This is a genomic window from Sphingomonas sp. Ag1 (assembly GCF_000980895.1).
In the GTDB taxonomy this organism is placed as follows: Bacteria; Pseudomonadota; Alphaproteobacteria; order Sphingomonadales; family Sphingomonadaceae; genus Sphingomonas; species Sphingomonas panaciterrae.
Genome location: NZ_LAZX01000094.1, coordinates 14,051 through 28,174 on the forward strand (window position 1 = coordinate 14,051; position 14,124 = coordinate 28,174).

Here is a 14,124-nt window from a genome sequence, read left to right on the forward strand (position 1 = left end):
GGGCGCCGGGTGTGGCGCCATGAACGCCGCACTATATAGGGGATGCATCGGAATATGGAACGAGTTTTGCCCGAGCGCCTCTATCTGGACCATGCTGCAACCACCGCTATCACCCCTGCCGCGCGTGAGGCGATGGCGCGGGGCGTGGCGCTATGGGCCAACCCGTCGTCGCCCCATGCCGAGGGACGCGCGGCGCGTGCCGCGCTTGAGGAAGCGCGGCGTTCGATAGGCACCGCCTATGGCTGGCAGCATGAGGTGCTGTTGACGAGCGGGGCGAGTGAATCGCTGGCCATCGCGCTCGGCCGGGCGGTTGCCGGGCCGCGCATCATTTCCGCGGTGGAGCATGACGCAGTGATGCGCGCGGCGGGCGAGCAGGCCCATGTGCTGCCGGTGACGGCGCACGGGCTTGTCGATGTGGCGGCGCTGCGGGAGCACGCCTGCTGGAGCAGCGACGGCGCGGGGGGGCGGCCGATCATCTGCATCCAGTGGTGCAATAGCGAGACGGGCGTGATCCAGCCGATCCCCGAGATTGCGGAGATCGTTCACGCCGCTGGCGGGCTGTTGCTGGTCGATGCGGCGCAGATGCCGGCGTCGGATGCGCTGGCGGCCCATGCGGATTTCATCGCAGTGTCCGCGCACAAGCGGGGCGGGCCGCCGGGGGTGGGGGCGCTTCTGGTTCGCGATCTGGCGACGCTCCAGCCCACCGGCGGGCAGGAACGGGGCTATCGCGCGGGAACGGAGAATGTGCCCGGGGTGCTGGGCTATGCCGCAGCGCTCGGCGAGAATGAGCCAGATCACAGGGAGTTGCGAGCTATTCTTGACGACGCCATCATGCGTTCGGGCGGTGAAGTGGTGGCGGAAAACGCGCCCCGTCACCCGGCGATCGGCAGTTACCGGCTGGCCGGCATGAGCGCCAACGCGCAGCTGATCCGTCTCGACATGGCAGGCATTTCGGTGTCGGCCGGCAGCGCGTGCGCGAGCGGCAGCCTGAAGCCGAGCCATGTGCTGCGCGCCATGGGATGGTCGGAAGAGGCCTGCCGCGAGGTCATTCGGGTAAGCTTTGGCCGCACCACGGACAGATCGGCCGTCCAGCGGTTCATTTCGGCCTGGCGTGACATGGCGCGCGGCGCGCGGGTGCTGGCGGCGTGATCTACCTCGATTATCAGGCGACGACGCCGCTCGCCCCCGAAGCGTTCGAGGCGATGGTGCCGTGGCTGCGCGATCATTTCGCCAATCCCCATTCGCCGAGCCGGATGGGTCGCGCGGCGCGAGCGGCGGTCGAGGTGGCGCGCGAACAGGTGGCGCAATTGCTGCCGCCGGGCGGGCGCGTGATCTTCACCAGCGGGGCGACAGAGGCGCTGAACTGGGCGCTGAAGGGAACGTCGGGTTCGCTGATCACCATCGCCAGCGAACATGCCGCGGTGCTGGACACGGCCCGCGCCGAACAGGCGCGCGGGCGCGAGCTGACGGTTTTGCCGGTGCGCCCCGATGGGCGCATCGACCTGTGGGTGGCGCATCGCGTGCTCGGGCAGGGCGCGGGCGTGCTGGCGGCGATGCTGGTCAACAATGAGATCGGCGTGATCCAGCCGCTGCCGGAACTGGTACGCGCAGCTAAGCGGCATGGCACGTTGGTGCTGTGCGACGCGGTGCAGGGATATGGCCGCATCGCCATCCCCGAGGAATGCGACCTGGTGGCGATTTCCGCGCACAAGATCCACGGGCCAAAGGGGATCGGCGCCCTGTGGGTGCGCGACGGCGTGTCGATCGAGCCGCTGCTGCATGGCGGCGACCAGGAGGGTGGCCGCTCCGGCACGCTGAGCCCGGCGCTGTGCGTCGGATTTGGCGTGGCAGCGCGGCTGATGGGCGAGCGGTACGAGGCGGATGCCACGCATGTCGAACGGCTGTGGGCACTCGCCACCGAGCGGCTGAGCGGCTGGACGATCAACGGATCGGCGGAGCACCGCTATTGCGGCAATCTCAACGTCCGTCGCCGTGGCCTGGATGTGGCGCGGTTGATGAGCGATTGCCGTGACGTCGCCTTTTCGGCCGGATCGGCGTGCGCCAGCGGTTCGGGGCGGACCAGCCATGTGCTGAAGGCGATCGGGCTGCTCGATGCCGATGCGCGGTCGTCCATCCGGCTGGGCTTTGGCCGCTACACCACCGAGGCGGACCTTCGCGCCGGGCTGGATGCGATCGTCGCGGCTGCCGACGCGCAGCTGATAATGGCATGAAGATCCGTTTCATCGACGAGGATGGCCGGGCGATCGACACCGATGCGGCGGCCGGGGAGCGGCTGCTCGACGTGGGTCAGCGGATCGGCATGCCGCTGGAGGGGACGTGCGAGGGGCAGATGGCGTGCGCGACCTGCCATGTCATCATCGACGCGGCCGACTTCGACCGCTTGCCGCCAGCGAGCGAGGAAGAGGAGGATATGCTCGATCTGGCGCCCGGTGCGACGCGCACCAGCCGGCTGTCGTGCCAGATCGTGCTGGACGATGCGATGGACGGCCTGACGGCGCGTATCGCGCGCACTTGAACACCGCGCATTGCTCGGCCATATGGCGCCCCGGGAGTCGGGCGGACGTAGTCGTCGCCAACCTGGTCAGATCCTGACGGAAGCAGCCACAACGATTTCGCTGCGGGTCGTTCCGGCTCCCACCGCAGTGCGCAGCGCGACGCAGCGCTCCCCCTCGCCAATTGGCAAACAGCCCCTTCGACAAGCGCGGCCGGCGAGACTAGATAGGCGCCGATGAGCGACTCTCTTCTCGGCCTGGACGAACCCGCGCAGCCAACGCGTGGTGGGGAAGCGTATCGCGTGCTGGCGCGTAAATATCGCCCGCAGACGTTTCAGGCGCTGATCGGCCAGGAAGCGATGGTGCGGACGCTGGAGAACGCGATCCGGCGTGACCGCATCGCCCATGCCTTTCTGCTCACCGGGGTGCGTGGTGTCGGCAAGACGTCGACCGCGCGGCTGATCGCCAAGGCGCTGAACTGCATCGGCCCCGATGGCACCGGCGGGCCAACGATCGATCCCTGCGGCGTGTGCGAGCCGTGCCGCGCGATCGCGGAAGGCCGGCATATCGACGTGATCGAGATGGACGCGGCGAGCCATACCGGCATCGACGACATCCGCGAGATCATCGAGGCGTCGCGCTATGCCGCGGTGTCGGCGCGCTACAAGATCTACATCATCGACGAAGTCCACATGCTGTCCAAGGCGGCCTTCAACGGGTTGCTCAAGACGCTGGAGGAGCCGCCGGGGCATGTGAAATTCCTGTTCGCCACGACCGAGGTGAACAAGGTGCCGGTCACTGTCCTGTCGCGATGCCAAAGGTTCGACCTGCGCCGCATCCCGGCGGAGAAGCTGGCTGAGCATTTCGCCGCGGTGAGCACGCAGGAAGGCGTGTCGGCCGAGCCCGAGGCGCTGGCGCTGATCGCGCGGGCGGCGGAGGGATCGGCGCGCGACGGCCTGTCGATCCTGGACCAGGCGATCGCCCATGCCGATACCGAGGGCAGCGGCGTATCCGCCGCCGCGGTGCGCGAGATGCTGGGGCTGTCCGACCGCGGCGCGGTGCGCGACCTGTTGGCGCTGCTGCTCGCCGGCGATGCGCCGGGGGCGCTGGCCGCGCTGCGGCGGCAATATGATTACGGCGTCGATCCCACCGGCGTGCTGCGTGCCCTGCTGGAGGCGGTGCACGGCATCACGCTGACCAAGGTCGGGACGGCCGAGGACCCGGCACAGCCCGCCGAGGAGCGCGCGGCCTATCGCGAATGGGCGGAGGCGTTATCCTTCCCGCTGCTCCACCGCCTTTGGCAATTGCTGCTGAAGGGGCATGACGAGGTGGCGCGCGCCGCGTTGCCGATCGAGGCGGCGGAAATGACGCTGCTGCGGGTGATCCATGCCCGGTCCTTGCCCGACCCGGGCGAGCTTGCCCGCGCGATCACCAAGGGGGAGGGCCCTGCCGCCACCTCGCCGCAGTCTGCCAGCGCGGCCGCACCCGCACCCGCGCCGGCGCCGGTCGCGGTGGTAGAGGAACCGGCCGCGCCCGCGATGCCCGAGACCTTTGCCGCCCTTGTCGAGCAGATGGAGGTGCATGGCCATCATCTGCTGGCCGTGCGGCTGGCACATGGGGCGCGGATCGTCAGCTACCAGCCGCCGGAGATTGTGCTGAGCGGCACTCGGCCGATCGCCGCCGATACATTGTCGGAAACGGCGGCGGCGCTGCGGACAATCACAGGTGTCGCGTGGAAGCTCAGCCTGCTTGATGCGCCGGGTGAGCCAACGCTGAAGGAGGCGCAGGACGCCGTCGCGGAGGCGGAACGCCAGGCGGTGCTCGCCTCGCCCATCGTGCAGGCGGCAATGGAGGCGTTTCCGGACGCCGAACTTATCGATTGGCCTAACAAGAGGAACAGCGCGTGAAGGATATCAACGAGCTTCTCGCCGCAGCGCAGAGCGCGGCAGAGAATGTCCAGAAGCAGATGGACGAGGCGCAGAACACGCTCGACAAGATCGAGGTCGAGGGTGTTTCCGGGGGCGGCCTGGTGAAGATCAAGGCGAGTGCCAAGGGTCGCATCCTGTCAGTATCGATCGACGATTCGCTGATCGTGCCGAGCGAGAAGCAGATGCTGGAAGATCTGGTCGCCGCAGCGTTCAACGATGCGCGCACCAAGGCAGATGCCGTGTCGTCACAGGAAATGGCGAAGATGACGAGCGGCCTGCCGCTGCCGCCGGGCTTCAAGCTGCCGTTCTGATGATGTAGCCGCGGCGCGCTTCATTGCAGCGCTGGAACAACAATTGATCGGTCAACGTTGCGCTTCATCAGTAATGATGGAGAAACACATGACCGACGAACGTGTGACCGAGACCTCCACGCCGAATACGACGATCATCGAGCGGCGTGGGGGCGGTGGCGGCATGCTGATCGGGCTTGCCGTGCTGCTGGCGGTCGTGGTTGCCGCCTTCTTCCTGTTCAATCAGTCGAAGAACGACAATATGGAAACCCGGGCGATCAGCTCGGCCGCCAAGAGCGTCGGCGACACGGCCGACAAGGCTGGTGCCGCGATCGAGGGCGCTACCAAGTAATTTCGTCGATCAGGGGTTGGGCGGCCGGATACAGGCGTCCAGCCCCTGCCGGCGGACCACGCCGACGTAGCGAGCGATCGTATTGCCGTGGCGGCGGACAAAGCCGCTGGGCGCGACAGCCTCGCGCTTCTTCGGCAAGGGCAGTACCGCGGCGATGCGGGCCGCCTCGGTCGGCGTCAGCTTGCTCGCCGAGTGATTGAAATAGCGCTGCGCGCCCGCCTCGGCGCCATAGGTGCCGATGCCGGTTTCCGCGACGTTGAGATAGACCTCCATGATCCGCCGCTTGCCCCAGACCGCCTCGATCAGGAGGGTGAACCATGCCTCGAACGCCTTGCGGATGTAGCCGCCGCCCTGGAAGAGGAAGACGTTCTTCGCCGTCTGCTGGCTGATTGTGGAGCCCCCGCGAATCCGGCCTCCTTGCGCGTTGCGATAGGCGGCGCCGGCAATCGCCTCCAGGTCGAAGCCGTGATGGCTGCAGAATTTGGCGTCCTCCCCGGCGATCGCGGCCCGCGCCATGTCGGGATCGATCCGATCGAGCGGCATCCATTGCTTGGTGACGGAGCGGCCGGCCAGGAGATCGCCGAGCATCGTGAAGGTGAACGGCGGCGGCACGAAGCGGAGCGCGACGACCAGCAACACCGACAGGGCGACGAACCAGAACGCCGCCTTCAGCAACCATCGTAGCACGCGTGTAGCCATGCCGTGACGCTAAGCGCCAAACGCCGCCGGGCGCAACGGGGCGGAAGCTGCGGCGATTGCCCGGGTCGCGGGGTGCCGCTGTTTCATTGATGCCATGGGACGTGCCGATTGTGGTCGGACACATGCAAAAGGCATAAGCAGGTTAGAACAAAAAGTTATGTTCCAGGTCGCCAGAGGTCTGGCGAAAACGCTGCTCGATCTGATAACGTTCCTTCATAACCATAAAACGCCGCAGCAGGGACGAGAGCAAGATCAACCGGGGAGCGTCATGAACCTGCGCCACATCGAGGTGTTTCACGCCGTCTATTCCGTGGGATCGATCAGCGGTGCGTCGCGTCTGCTGAATGTATCCCAGCCATCGGTCAGCAAGATCGTGAAGCATGCCGAAAGCCGGCTCGGCTTCCGGTTGTTCACCCTGGTGCGCGGCCGGCTGACCCCGACCGAGGAAGCGCATATCCTGTTTCGCGAGGTGGACGATCTGCACAGCCGGATCGACACCTTCCAGCGGGCGGCGCGCAACCTGCGCTCGCCGTCGGAGGGGCATATCCGGATCGGTGTGCTTCCCTCGCTGGCGCTGGCGAAGCTGCCGCGCGCGATCTCGGTCTTTCGGCAGAAGTGGCCGCGTGTGACCTTTGAGGTGTCGGCGATCCACCATGACGAATTCCGCGCGGCGCTGATGTCGCGCGAGTGCGACTTCGTGATTGGTCACCATGCGGTAGGTGACCCCGAGATCGCTGCCTTCTCGCTCGGGCAGGGGTGCGTCGGCGCGCTGTTCGTCGAGGGCATGTTTGACCGTGATTTAAGTGCGATACCGATCGATCTTCTGCGCAGCCAGGAACTGATCGGGCTCGCGCCGAGCGTGTCGATCGGCGACCTGATTGCACCTGTCATGGCCGGCACGCTGAAGAGCACACCCGCGATCCAGGTGAAGTCCGTCTATATCGCGGCGGCGCTGGCGCGGAGTGGATCGGGGGTTGCGATCGTCGACCAGTTCACCGCTCAGGCCTTTGTCGGTGACGACCTGCATTTCCGCCCCGTCGAACCGGCCGTGACCTTTGGCCTGTCGGTCCAGCATCTCTCCGCGCATCCGCTGTCGCGGGTCGCGCGCAGCTTCACCGACCTCATGGCGGGGATGATCGAGGCGCAGGGGCCGAGCGCCGAGCGGGATGATTGCCGAAATGCTATGGGTGCCCGCCAACACTGAAAGCTTGTCGAACAACGGCCTGCTGTGTGAACTGCGGTGCAGGAGATCGATCCAGTCCCCATGACGGCCGAAGACGGCGCTGGACGATCGTGGAACACCAAAGGGTCGTCCGGGCGTTGAACGCCCCGACCAGCAGGATCGGAGCCGACCATCATGAATCTCGCGCGTTTCGCGCGCCGGCGCTACACGCCCGGCGCAACCCCGATCGAGCCCATGCCGCATCTGACCAAGGCGCTCGGCGGGCCGGAGCTCTTCATCAAGCGTGACGACCTGCTCGGCCTGACCGGTGGGGGCAACAAGACCCGCAAGCTCGAATTCCTGGTTGCGGATGCGCTGGCGCAGGGCGCGGATACGCTGATCACGGTCGGCGCAGTGCAGAGCAACCATTGCCGCCTGACGCTGGCCGCCGCGGTTCGCGAGGGGCTGAAATGCCGCCTCGTGCTCGAGCAGCGTGTGCCGGACAGCTATGACAAGACCGCGTCGGGCAACAATTTACTGTTCGACCTGCTCGGCGTCGAGGCCGTGACGGTGGTCGCGCTGGGCGATGATCTTCAGGCCGCGATGGAGAAGATCGCCGGCGACCTCGCGGCCGAGGGGCGGCGCGGCTACATCATCCCCGGTGGCGGCTCCAACCCGCTGGGCGCGCTCGGCTATGTCGCCTGCGCCGAGGAAATCCTTCAGCAGTCGTTTGCCGATGGCGTCGCGTTTGACCGGATCGTCGTGGCGAGCGGCAGCGCCGGTACCCATGCGGGGATCGTCGCCGGCCTGATCGGCAACAGCGCGGGCATCCCGGTGACGGGCGTCAACGTGCGGCGTCCCCGCGCGGAGCAGGAGGCGAATGTGCTTCGCCTGGCGCGGGAGGTTGCCGCGCTGGCCGGGGTCGTTCCCGAGATCACGCCGGACGAGATCGAATGCCGCGACGAATGGGTCGGGCCCGGCTATTCGCTGCCGACCGAGGAGATGGTCGAGGCGGTACGCCTGTTCGCCTCGCTCGAAGGGGTGCTGCTGGATCCGGTTTATACCGGGAAGGCGGCGGCGGGGCTGATCGGCATGGTCCGTTCCGGCGAGATCCACGCGGATGAGCGCGTGCTCTTTGTCCACACCGGTGGCTCGCCGGCGCTCTATGCATACCAGCCGCTGTTTACCGGCGACGCTGCCTTCTGATGACCGACCACCCGCTGGCGATCGGCGTGCTGGGGGGCATGGGCCCCGCCGCGACGATCGATTTCATGGCGAAGGTCCTGCGCCACTCGCAACGCGGCGCAGCGCGGGAGCAGGACAATGTGCGGGTGATTGCCGACAGCAATCCCGCGCTGCCCGATCGCAATGCCGCGATCGCGGGCACCGGTCCGTCGCCGGCCCCGGCGCTCGCCGCGATGGCGCGCGGGTTGGCGGCGGCGGGGGCGGGCGTGCTGGCGATGCCATGCAACGCCGCGCACGCCTTTGCCGATGCGGTGCGCGCCGCCACGCCGCTGCCCTTCGTTCACCTGATCGACGAGGCAGTGGCCGCCGTCCGTCGCCGCCATCCCGAGGCGCGGCGGATCGGCGTCCTTGCCGTCGCTGGCGCGGCGGAAGCGAAGCTGTACGAACGCGCGCTGGATGCGGCCGGGCTCACCGCTGTCACACCCGACGATGCGGCACGGGCAGCGTTCATGGACGCGATCTGGCAAATCAAGCGGGGCGAGCTTGATGTGGGCACGGCTGGGGTACGCGCAACGGCGCACCACCTGCTGGATCAGGGCGCAGAGATTATCATCGCCGGCTGTACCGAAGTGCCGCTGGTGATCGCCGACGGCGAGCTTCCCGTGCCGCTGATCGACGCCACCGACGTTCTTGCCGAGCGCACGGTCGCATATGCGCGGGGTGAGTGGGGGCGAGGCGCTTAGCCTGCGGTTATGCGACGTTGAACAATCAATCAGTTCCCTGACGCAATTGGCACTCGTCCCCGCCACTTTCGTGAGTAGCATGCGGTGAACAGGCGATCGTGACTGCAAGAGCGGCGCGACGCACATGGTGCCGACTTGGCGGTACCGGCGACATGGTGGTCGCCGCGATCGCCGGCGGTACATCGCAACGAGGGGGCATGAATGAAGACGCTGTTGACCTTGGCATTGCTGGCGAGCGCGATGGCGCCGGCAGCGGCAGTCGCGCAGAACCGGGACGCAGCAGCCAAGCAGTTCCTGTCCAGCCCCAAGTTCGCCGCCGCCAAGGCCAAGCTTGCCGCCGATCACGATCGCGTCGTGGCGGATGTCATCACGCTGACCGAGATTGAAGCGCCGCCCTTCAAGGAAGCCAAGCGCGCCGCCGCATTCCTGGAGATGCTGCGCGCCGAAGGGCTGACCGACCTGACCACCGACGCGGAAGGCAATGTGTACGGCACCCGCAAGGGCACCGGCGGCGGGCCGCTGATCGTCATCACCGCGCACCTTGATACGGTGTTCCCCGAAGGCACCAACGTGAAGGTGCGGCGTGAAGGCAACATGCTCTACGCGCCGGGCATCGGCGATGACACGTCGAGCCTGCCGGTGCTGCTGGCGTTCATCCGCGCGATGAACGAGGCGAAGTTCACCACCAAGTCGGACATCGTCTTCATGGGCAATGTCGGCGAGGAAGGGCCGGGCGATCTGCGCGGCACGCGCTATCTGTTCACCAAGGGGCCGCTGAAGGATCGGATCGGCTACTTCATCTCGCTGGAGCCGGGGCGCGCGGGGCGCATCACCAATGCGGGGGTCGGATCGAAGCGCTACAAGGTGACATTCTCGGGGCCGGGCGGCCATTCGATGGGCGATTTCGGCCTGGTGAACCCCGCCTATGCCATGGCCAATGCGATGGTCGAGTTCGGCAAGATGAAGGTGCCGGCGGAACCGCGCACCGTGTACAATGTCGGCCTGCTGGAAGGTGGCACCTCGGTCAATTCGATCCCGTTTTCGACCGCGATGACGGTGGACATGCGGTCGGTCGGCAAGGCCGAACTGGACACGGTGGAGAAGAACTTCCTCGCCATGTTGCCGGGCGCAGTAGCGGCGGAGAACGCCGCGCGGTCCACCGCCAAGGGCAAGATCACCTATGAGGCGAAGCAGGTCGGTGACCGGCCGGTCGGCACCACGGCGTCGTCGACCGACATCGTCCAGATCGCGACCGCCGTCACCAGGGCAGCGGGCTTCACGCCCAGCTATGGCGCGGGATCGACCGATTCCAACATTCCGATGAGCCTTGGCATCCCGGCGGTGACGCTGGGATCCGGCTTCCAGACGATGCGGGCGCATTCGCTGGAAGAGGCGATGGTGGTCGACAAGCCAAAGGACGTGGACAGCATGGCGGTGAGCCTCGCCACATTGCTGATGCTTGCGGGGGCGAGGTAAACAGGGGGAGCAGATCACGATGCGTGCATTGATGCTGGCAGCCACAGGGCTGTCGATCGTTTTCGCCAGCGGCGCGGCGACCGCCCAGTCGCGGACCGTGACCGACCCGGTCGCGGTGCTCAAGGCAAAGCCGGGCTCCGACTATTTCCTCGCCAATTACAAGCAGATCAGCGAGTGGCTTCAGAAGGTGTCACAGGAAAGTGACCGGATGAAGCTGGTGAGCATCGGCAAGACCGCCGAGGGTCGCGAACAATATATGGCGATCATCTCGTCGCCAGAGAACATCCGCAACCTTGATCGTTATCGCGGCATTGCGCAGCAGCTCGCGCTGGCCAAGGGGCTGACCGACGATCAGGCGAAAGCGCTGGCCGACCAGGGCAAGGCCGTCGTGTGGATCGACGCCGGGCTGCATGCGACCGAAGTCGTCAACGCGCAAAGCCACGTTCAGCTGATCCACGAAATGCTGACGCGGACTGACCCCGAGACGATGCGCATCCTGAACGACACGATCGGGCTCTATGTGTTCGCCAACCCGGACGGGCTGGACCTCGTTGCCGACTGGTACATGCGCCCCGCGGACAAGGCGAAACGCAGCACGAACACGATCCCCGTGCTTTACCAGAAGTACGTCGGGCACGATAACAATCGCGACAGCTACGCCTCGCACCAGCCCGAGACTACCAACATGAACCGCGCGGCCTATCGCGAGTGGTTCCCCCAGATCCTCTATAACCAGCATCAGACCGGGCCGGTTGGCACGGTGGTGTTCATCCCGCCCTTCCGCGATCCGTACAATTTCAACAACGAGCCGCTGGTCATCAACCAGACGGATGCCGTGGGTACGGCGATGCATGCGCGGCTGGTGGCGCAGGGGAAGGGCGGGTCAGTCTCGCGATCGGGCGCGCCCTATTCGACCTGGTTCAACGGCGGCGTCCGCACGGTCGGCTATTTCCACAATCAAATCGGCATCCTGACCGAGATCATCGGCAGCCCGACGCCGATGGAAATCCCGCTCGTGCCGGCGAAGCAGCTCGCCACATCCGATGGCGTGATGACGATCGCGCCGCAGAAATGGCACTTCCAGCAGTCGATCGATTACGTGAAGGAAATGTCGCGGGCGATCCTCGACTATGCCTCGCGCAACCGCGAGACGGTGCTGTTCAACCGCTACGTCATGGGTCGAAACCAGATCCAGAAGGGTAGCGAGGATAGCTGGGTTGTCACACCCAAGCGGATCGACGCGGTCAAGGCGGCGGCGGAGCGGCTGAAGAAGGAGAGCGGCGGTAGCGCGCTAGACGATCTGGCCGGGTATAACACGCGCGATATCGTGCCCTCCACGCTGTACCAGACGATCCTGCGCGATCCACAATATCGCGCGCCGCGCGCGTTCGTGCTGCCGGTCGACAAGCAGGCGGATCTGCCCACCACGGTGGATTTCCTCAACTCGCTGATCAAGACCGGGGTCGAGGTGGAACGGGCGGACAAGCCGTTCAGCTATGGCGGCAAACGGTATGCCGCCGGCTCGTACATTGTGCGGTCCGACCAGGCGTTTCGCCCGCACGTGCTCGACATGTTTGAGCCGCAGGACCATCCGCAGGACTTCGCCTATCCGGGCGGGCCGCCGATCCGGCCGTATGACATCACCGGCTACACGCTGGCGTATCAGATGAACGTCACGTTCGATCGCCTGCTCGACGGCGCGCCGCAGCATTTCCCGCAAGTCACCGATGTGATCCAGACTCCGCCGGCCGGGCGCGTGATCGGCGACGGTGGGGCGGGTTATGTCGTCAGCCATGCGACCAACAACAGCTTCATCCTGACCAATCGGCTGCTGAAGGCCGGAGTGCCGGTGTACTGGCTGAGCCAGGGTGTGACCGTGGGCGGCGAGCAGCTGGCGCCCGGCGCCTTGTGGATCCCGGCGGGCGGCGCTGCGAGCGGCATTGTCGATGGTGCGGTCAGGACGCTGGGGATCGATGCGCATGCCGTTACCGCCAAGCCTGCGGGCGACGCGGTGAAGCTGAAGCCGGTGCGGATCGGGCTGGTGGACCATTATGGCGGCTCGATGGCGTCGGGCTGGAACCGCTGGATCTTCGAGAAGTACGAATTCCCCTACACGCGGGTCTATCCGCAGGAGCTCGACAAGGGCGGACTGAACGCAAAATATGACGTGCTGGTGTTCCAGTCGGACGTGCTGGGACGCGAGGGGCGGCCGCCACAGAAGCAGCCGGATGCCGCCGACCTGCCGGCCGAATGGCGCGCTACCCTGGGTCATATCACCAGCGAGAAGACGGTGCCGCAGATCGCTGCCTTCGCCAAGGCGGGCGGTACCGTGATCGCAGTCGGCGGCGCAACACGTCTCGGGGCCGAGATGGGGCTGCCTGTCTACAATGCGCTGACCAGTGTCGATGCATCGGGCAAGCGCGTGCCACTGCCGAGCACCAAATTCTATGTGCCGGGTTCAGTGTTGCAGGCAAAGGTCGATCCCAGCGACCCGCTGGCGTACGGCCTCCCCGAGACGCTCGACATCTTCTACAACAACAATCCGACCTATGCCGCGGTGCCGGGGCAGGCGGGCGTGCGGCGGGTGGCGTGGTTCGCCAGCGAAGATCCGCTGCGGTCTGGCTGGGCCTGGGGGCAGAAGGCACTGAACGGCACGGCCACCGTGATCGACGGGACGCTGGGGCAGGGCCGGGTTTACCTGCTCGCCAATGAAGTGACGCAGCGCGGCCAGCCCTATCCGTCGTTCAAGTTCCTATTCAATGCGGCGCTCTATGGCCCGACCCAGTCAGGACAGACCGCTCGCACGGCGGACTGATCGCCAGGGAGTTCGATTGTCCGCGCGGGTGATCTGGCGCGGACACCCGATCCCGTAAGACGCGCGGGATCAGGCGTGGCCCACTGTCGGGTACGCCATGGCGCGTAGCAGGCCGCGCCGATCGAACGGCTTCCAATCGTCCTCCGGCTGGGCGAGCCGGTCGGCCACCGCATAGAGGACGGCGGGATTGACCGGCATGCCGAAGTGGCTGCCGAAGATCTCGATATTGTCAGTGGTGGCACAATGCGGCTCGACGCAATTGGCCCAGGGCACGATGCCGTCGTCGCGGCTCCAGATCGCGGTGGACGGGACGGTCAGCTGCTGCGCGGCCTCGCCCATATAGCCAAGAGCCACCGGGTCATCGATCTTGTGCCCCGACAGATATTCGTAGATCCGCCACACCCGCGTCGATCGCGGCGTGCCAGAGAACGGCGCGCCGAGGGTGATGACCTGCCGCACCATGGCCGGGCGACGGTGGGCGATCACGCGGGCCATGATCCCGCCCAGGCTCCAGCCGACGACGCTGACGCTGCGCCCCTCGGCAGCGTGGATCGCCTCGAGCCGGGCGATCAGCTTCTCGCCCTCCGATCCGATCGAACGCGGGCCCCGGTTGCGCCCAAGGTCCCAGCCGTGAACGTCATAGCCGAGCCGGCGAAGGTAGAAGCGCAGGATTCGCGTCGACTTGTCCGAGGCGTTGAAGCCGGGGATGACGAGGACGGGATGACCGTCGCCATGCGGGACGCTGGCGAGCGCCGGGGCGGCCCAGGGCAGCATGCCGAACTCCAGCAGCGCGCGGGGCAGTTCGGTAAGCGCCAACAGCGGGGAGGGCGGCGCCACCACCGTGTCCGCCGCATCATTGGCCATCGTCTGCGTCTCCTCAGGGTCCGCGAACAACGGACAGAACCGGACAAGGTTCTGCCGCGCAGCCGCTTAATCGTGACTATATGGTGAGGATTACGTG

The 14,124-nt window shown here is 66.5% G+C and carries 13 protein-coding genes and 1 other RNA gene; 12 read left to right on the forward strand and 2 right to left on the reverse strand.

Annotated features, from left to right (window positions below):
- Window positions 1–54: 54 nt before the first annotated feature.
- The 7 genes from XM50_RS12935 to XM50_RS12960 all read left to right on the forward strand — a co-directional run bounded on the left by XM50_RS12935 (window position 55) and on the right by XM50_RS12960 (window position 5,083).
- Complete coding sequence (locus tag XM50_RS12935; RefSeq protein ID WP_046410081.1) at window positions 55–1,149, forward strand: cysteine desulfurase family protein; 1,095 nt, start codon at window positions 55–57, stop codon at window positions 1,147–1,149.
- Entirely contained in the window at window positions 1,146–2,231 is a 1,086-nt protein-coding gene (locus tag XM50_RS12940) for a cysteine desulfurase family protein (protein WP_046410083.1), read from the forward strand. The genes XM50_RS12935 and XM50_RS12940 overlap by 4 nt, the downstream gene beginning before the upstream one ends.
- Entirely contained in the window at window positions 2,228–2,536 is a 309-nt protein-coding gene (locus XM50_RS12945; RefSeq protein ID WP_046410084.1) for a 2Fe-2S iron-sulfur cluster-binding protein, read from the forward strand. Before XM50_RS12940 ends, XM50_RS12945 begins: the two co-directional genes overlap by 4 nt.
- 29 nt (window positions 2,537–2,565) lie before the next feature.
- Window positions 2,566–2,663: signal recognition particle sRNA small type (gene ffs, locus XM50_RS19745), an RNA gene on the forward strand.
- Window positions 2,664–2,749: 86 nt separating this feature from the next.
- The gene (locus XM50_RS12950) at window positions 2,750–4,420 is read left to right on the forward strand and encodes a DNA polymerase III subunit gamma/tau (protein ID WP_046410086.1); all 1,671 of its coding nucleotides are present in this window, start codon (window positions 2,750–2,752) and stop codon (window positions 4,418–4,420) included.
- The gene (locus XM50_RS12955) at window positions 4,417–4,752 is read left to right on the forward strand and encodes a YbaB/EbfC family nucleoid-associated protein (RefSeq protein ID WP_046410087.1); all 336 of its coding nucleotides are present in this window, start codon (window positions 4,417–4,419) and stop codon (window positions 4,750–4,752) included. Before XM50_RS12950 ends, XM50_RS12955 begins: the two co-directional genes overlap by 4 nt.
- 88 nt (window positions 4,753–4,840) lie before the next feature.
- On the forward strand, window positions 4,841–5,083 hold the full coding sequence (locus XM50_RS12960; protein ID WP_046411634.1) for a hypothetical protein: 243 nt from the start codon (window positions 4,841–4,843) through the stop codon (window positions 5,081–5,083).
- 9 nt (window positions 5,084–5,092) lie between these two features.
- Here the strand turns inward: XM50_RS12960 and mtgA are convergent, their stop codons facing one another.
- Window positions 5,093–5,782 carry a monofunctional biosynthetic peptidoglycan transglycosylase gene (mtgA, locus tag XM50_RS12965; RefSeq protein WP_046410088.1) on the reverse strand — a complete coding sequence of 230 codons (690 nt, stop codon included), beginning with the start codon at window positions 5,780–5,782 and terminating at the stop codon, window positions 5,093–5,095.
- Window positions 5,783–6,050: 268 nt separating this feature from the next.
- Here mtgA and XM50_RS12970 point away from each other — a divergent pair, with 268 nt between their 5' ends.
- The 5 genes from XM50_RS12970 (at window position 6,051) to XM50_RS12990 (ending at window position 13,163) form a co-directional block, all read left to right on the forward strand.
- Window positions 6,051–6,986 (forward strand): LysR family transcriptional regulator, encoded by a 936-nt coding sequence (locus tag XM50_RS12970; protein WP_046410090.1) that lies wholly within the window; start codon window positions 6,051–6,053, stop codon window positions 6,984–6,986.
- A gap of 153 nt (window positions 6,987–7,139) precedes the next feature.
- On the forward strand, window positions 7,140–8,150 hold the full coding sequence (locus XM50_RS12975; protein WP_046410092.1) for a D-cysteine desulfhydrase: 1,011 nt from the start codon (window positions 7,140–7,142) through the stop codon (window positions 8,148–8,150).
- Window positions 8,150–8,872, forward strand: a complete 723-nt coding sequence (locus XM50_RS12980) for an aspartate/glutamate racemase family protein (protein WP_046410093.1) — start codon at window positions 8,150–8,152, stop codon at window positions 8,870–8,872. Before XM50_RS12975 ends, XM50_RS12980 begins: the two co-directional genes overlap by 1 nt.
- A 201-nt stretch (window positions 8,873–9,073) precedes the next feature.
- Window positions 9,074–10,348 carry a M20/M25/M40 family metallo-hydrolase gene (locus XM50_RS12985; protein ID WP_082103055.1) on the forward strand — a complete coding sequence of 425 codons (1,275 nt, stop codon included), beginning with the start codon at window positions 9,074–9,076 and terminating at the stop codon, window positions 10,346–10,348.
- Between the two features lie 31 nt (window positions 10,349–10,379).
- Entirely contained in the window at window positions 10,380–13,163 is a 2,784-nt protein-coding gene (locus XM50_RS12990; RefSeq protein ID WP_231621972.1) for a M14 family metallopeptidase, read from the forward strand.
- Between the two features lie 69 nt (window positions 13,164–13,232).
- Here the strand turns inward: XM50_RS12990 and XM50_RS12995 are convergent, their stop codons facing one another.
- Window positions 13,233–14,027: an esterase/lipase family protein gene (locus tag XM50_RS12995; RefSeq protein ID WP_046411637.1), complete on the reverse strand. Its 795-nt coding sequence runs from the start codon at window positions 14,025–14,027 to the stop codon at window positions 13,233–13,235.
- Window positions 14,028–14,124: the final 97 nt, after the last annotated feature.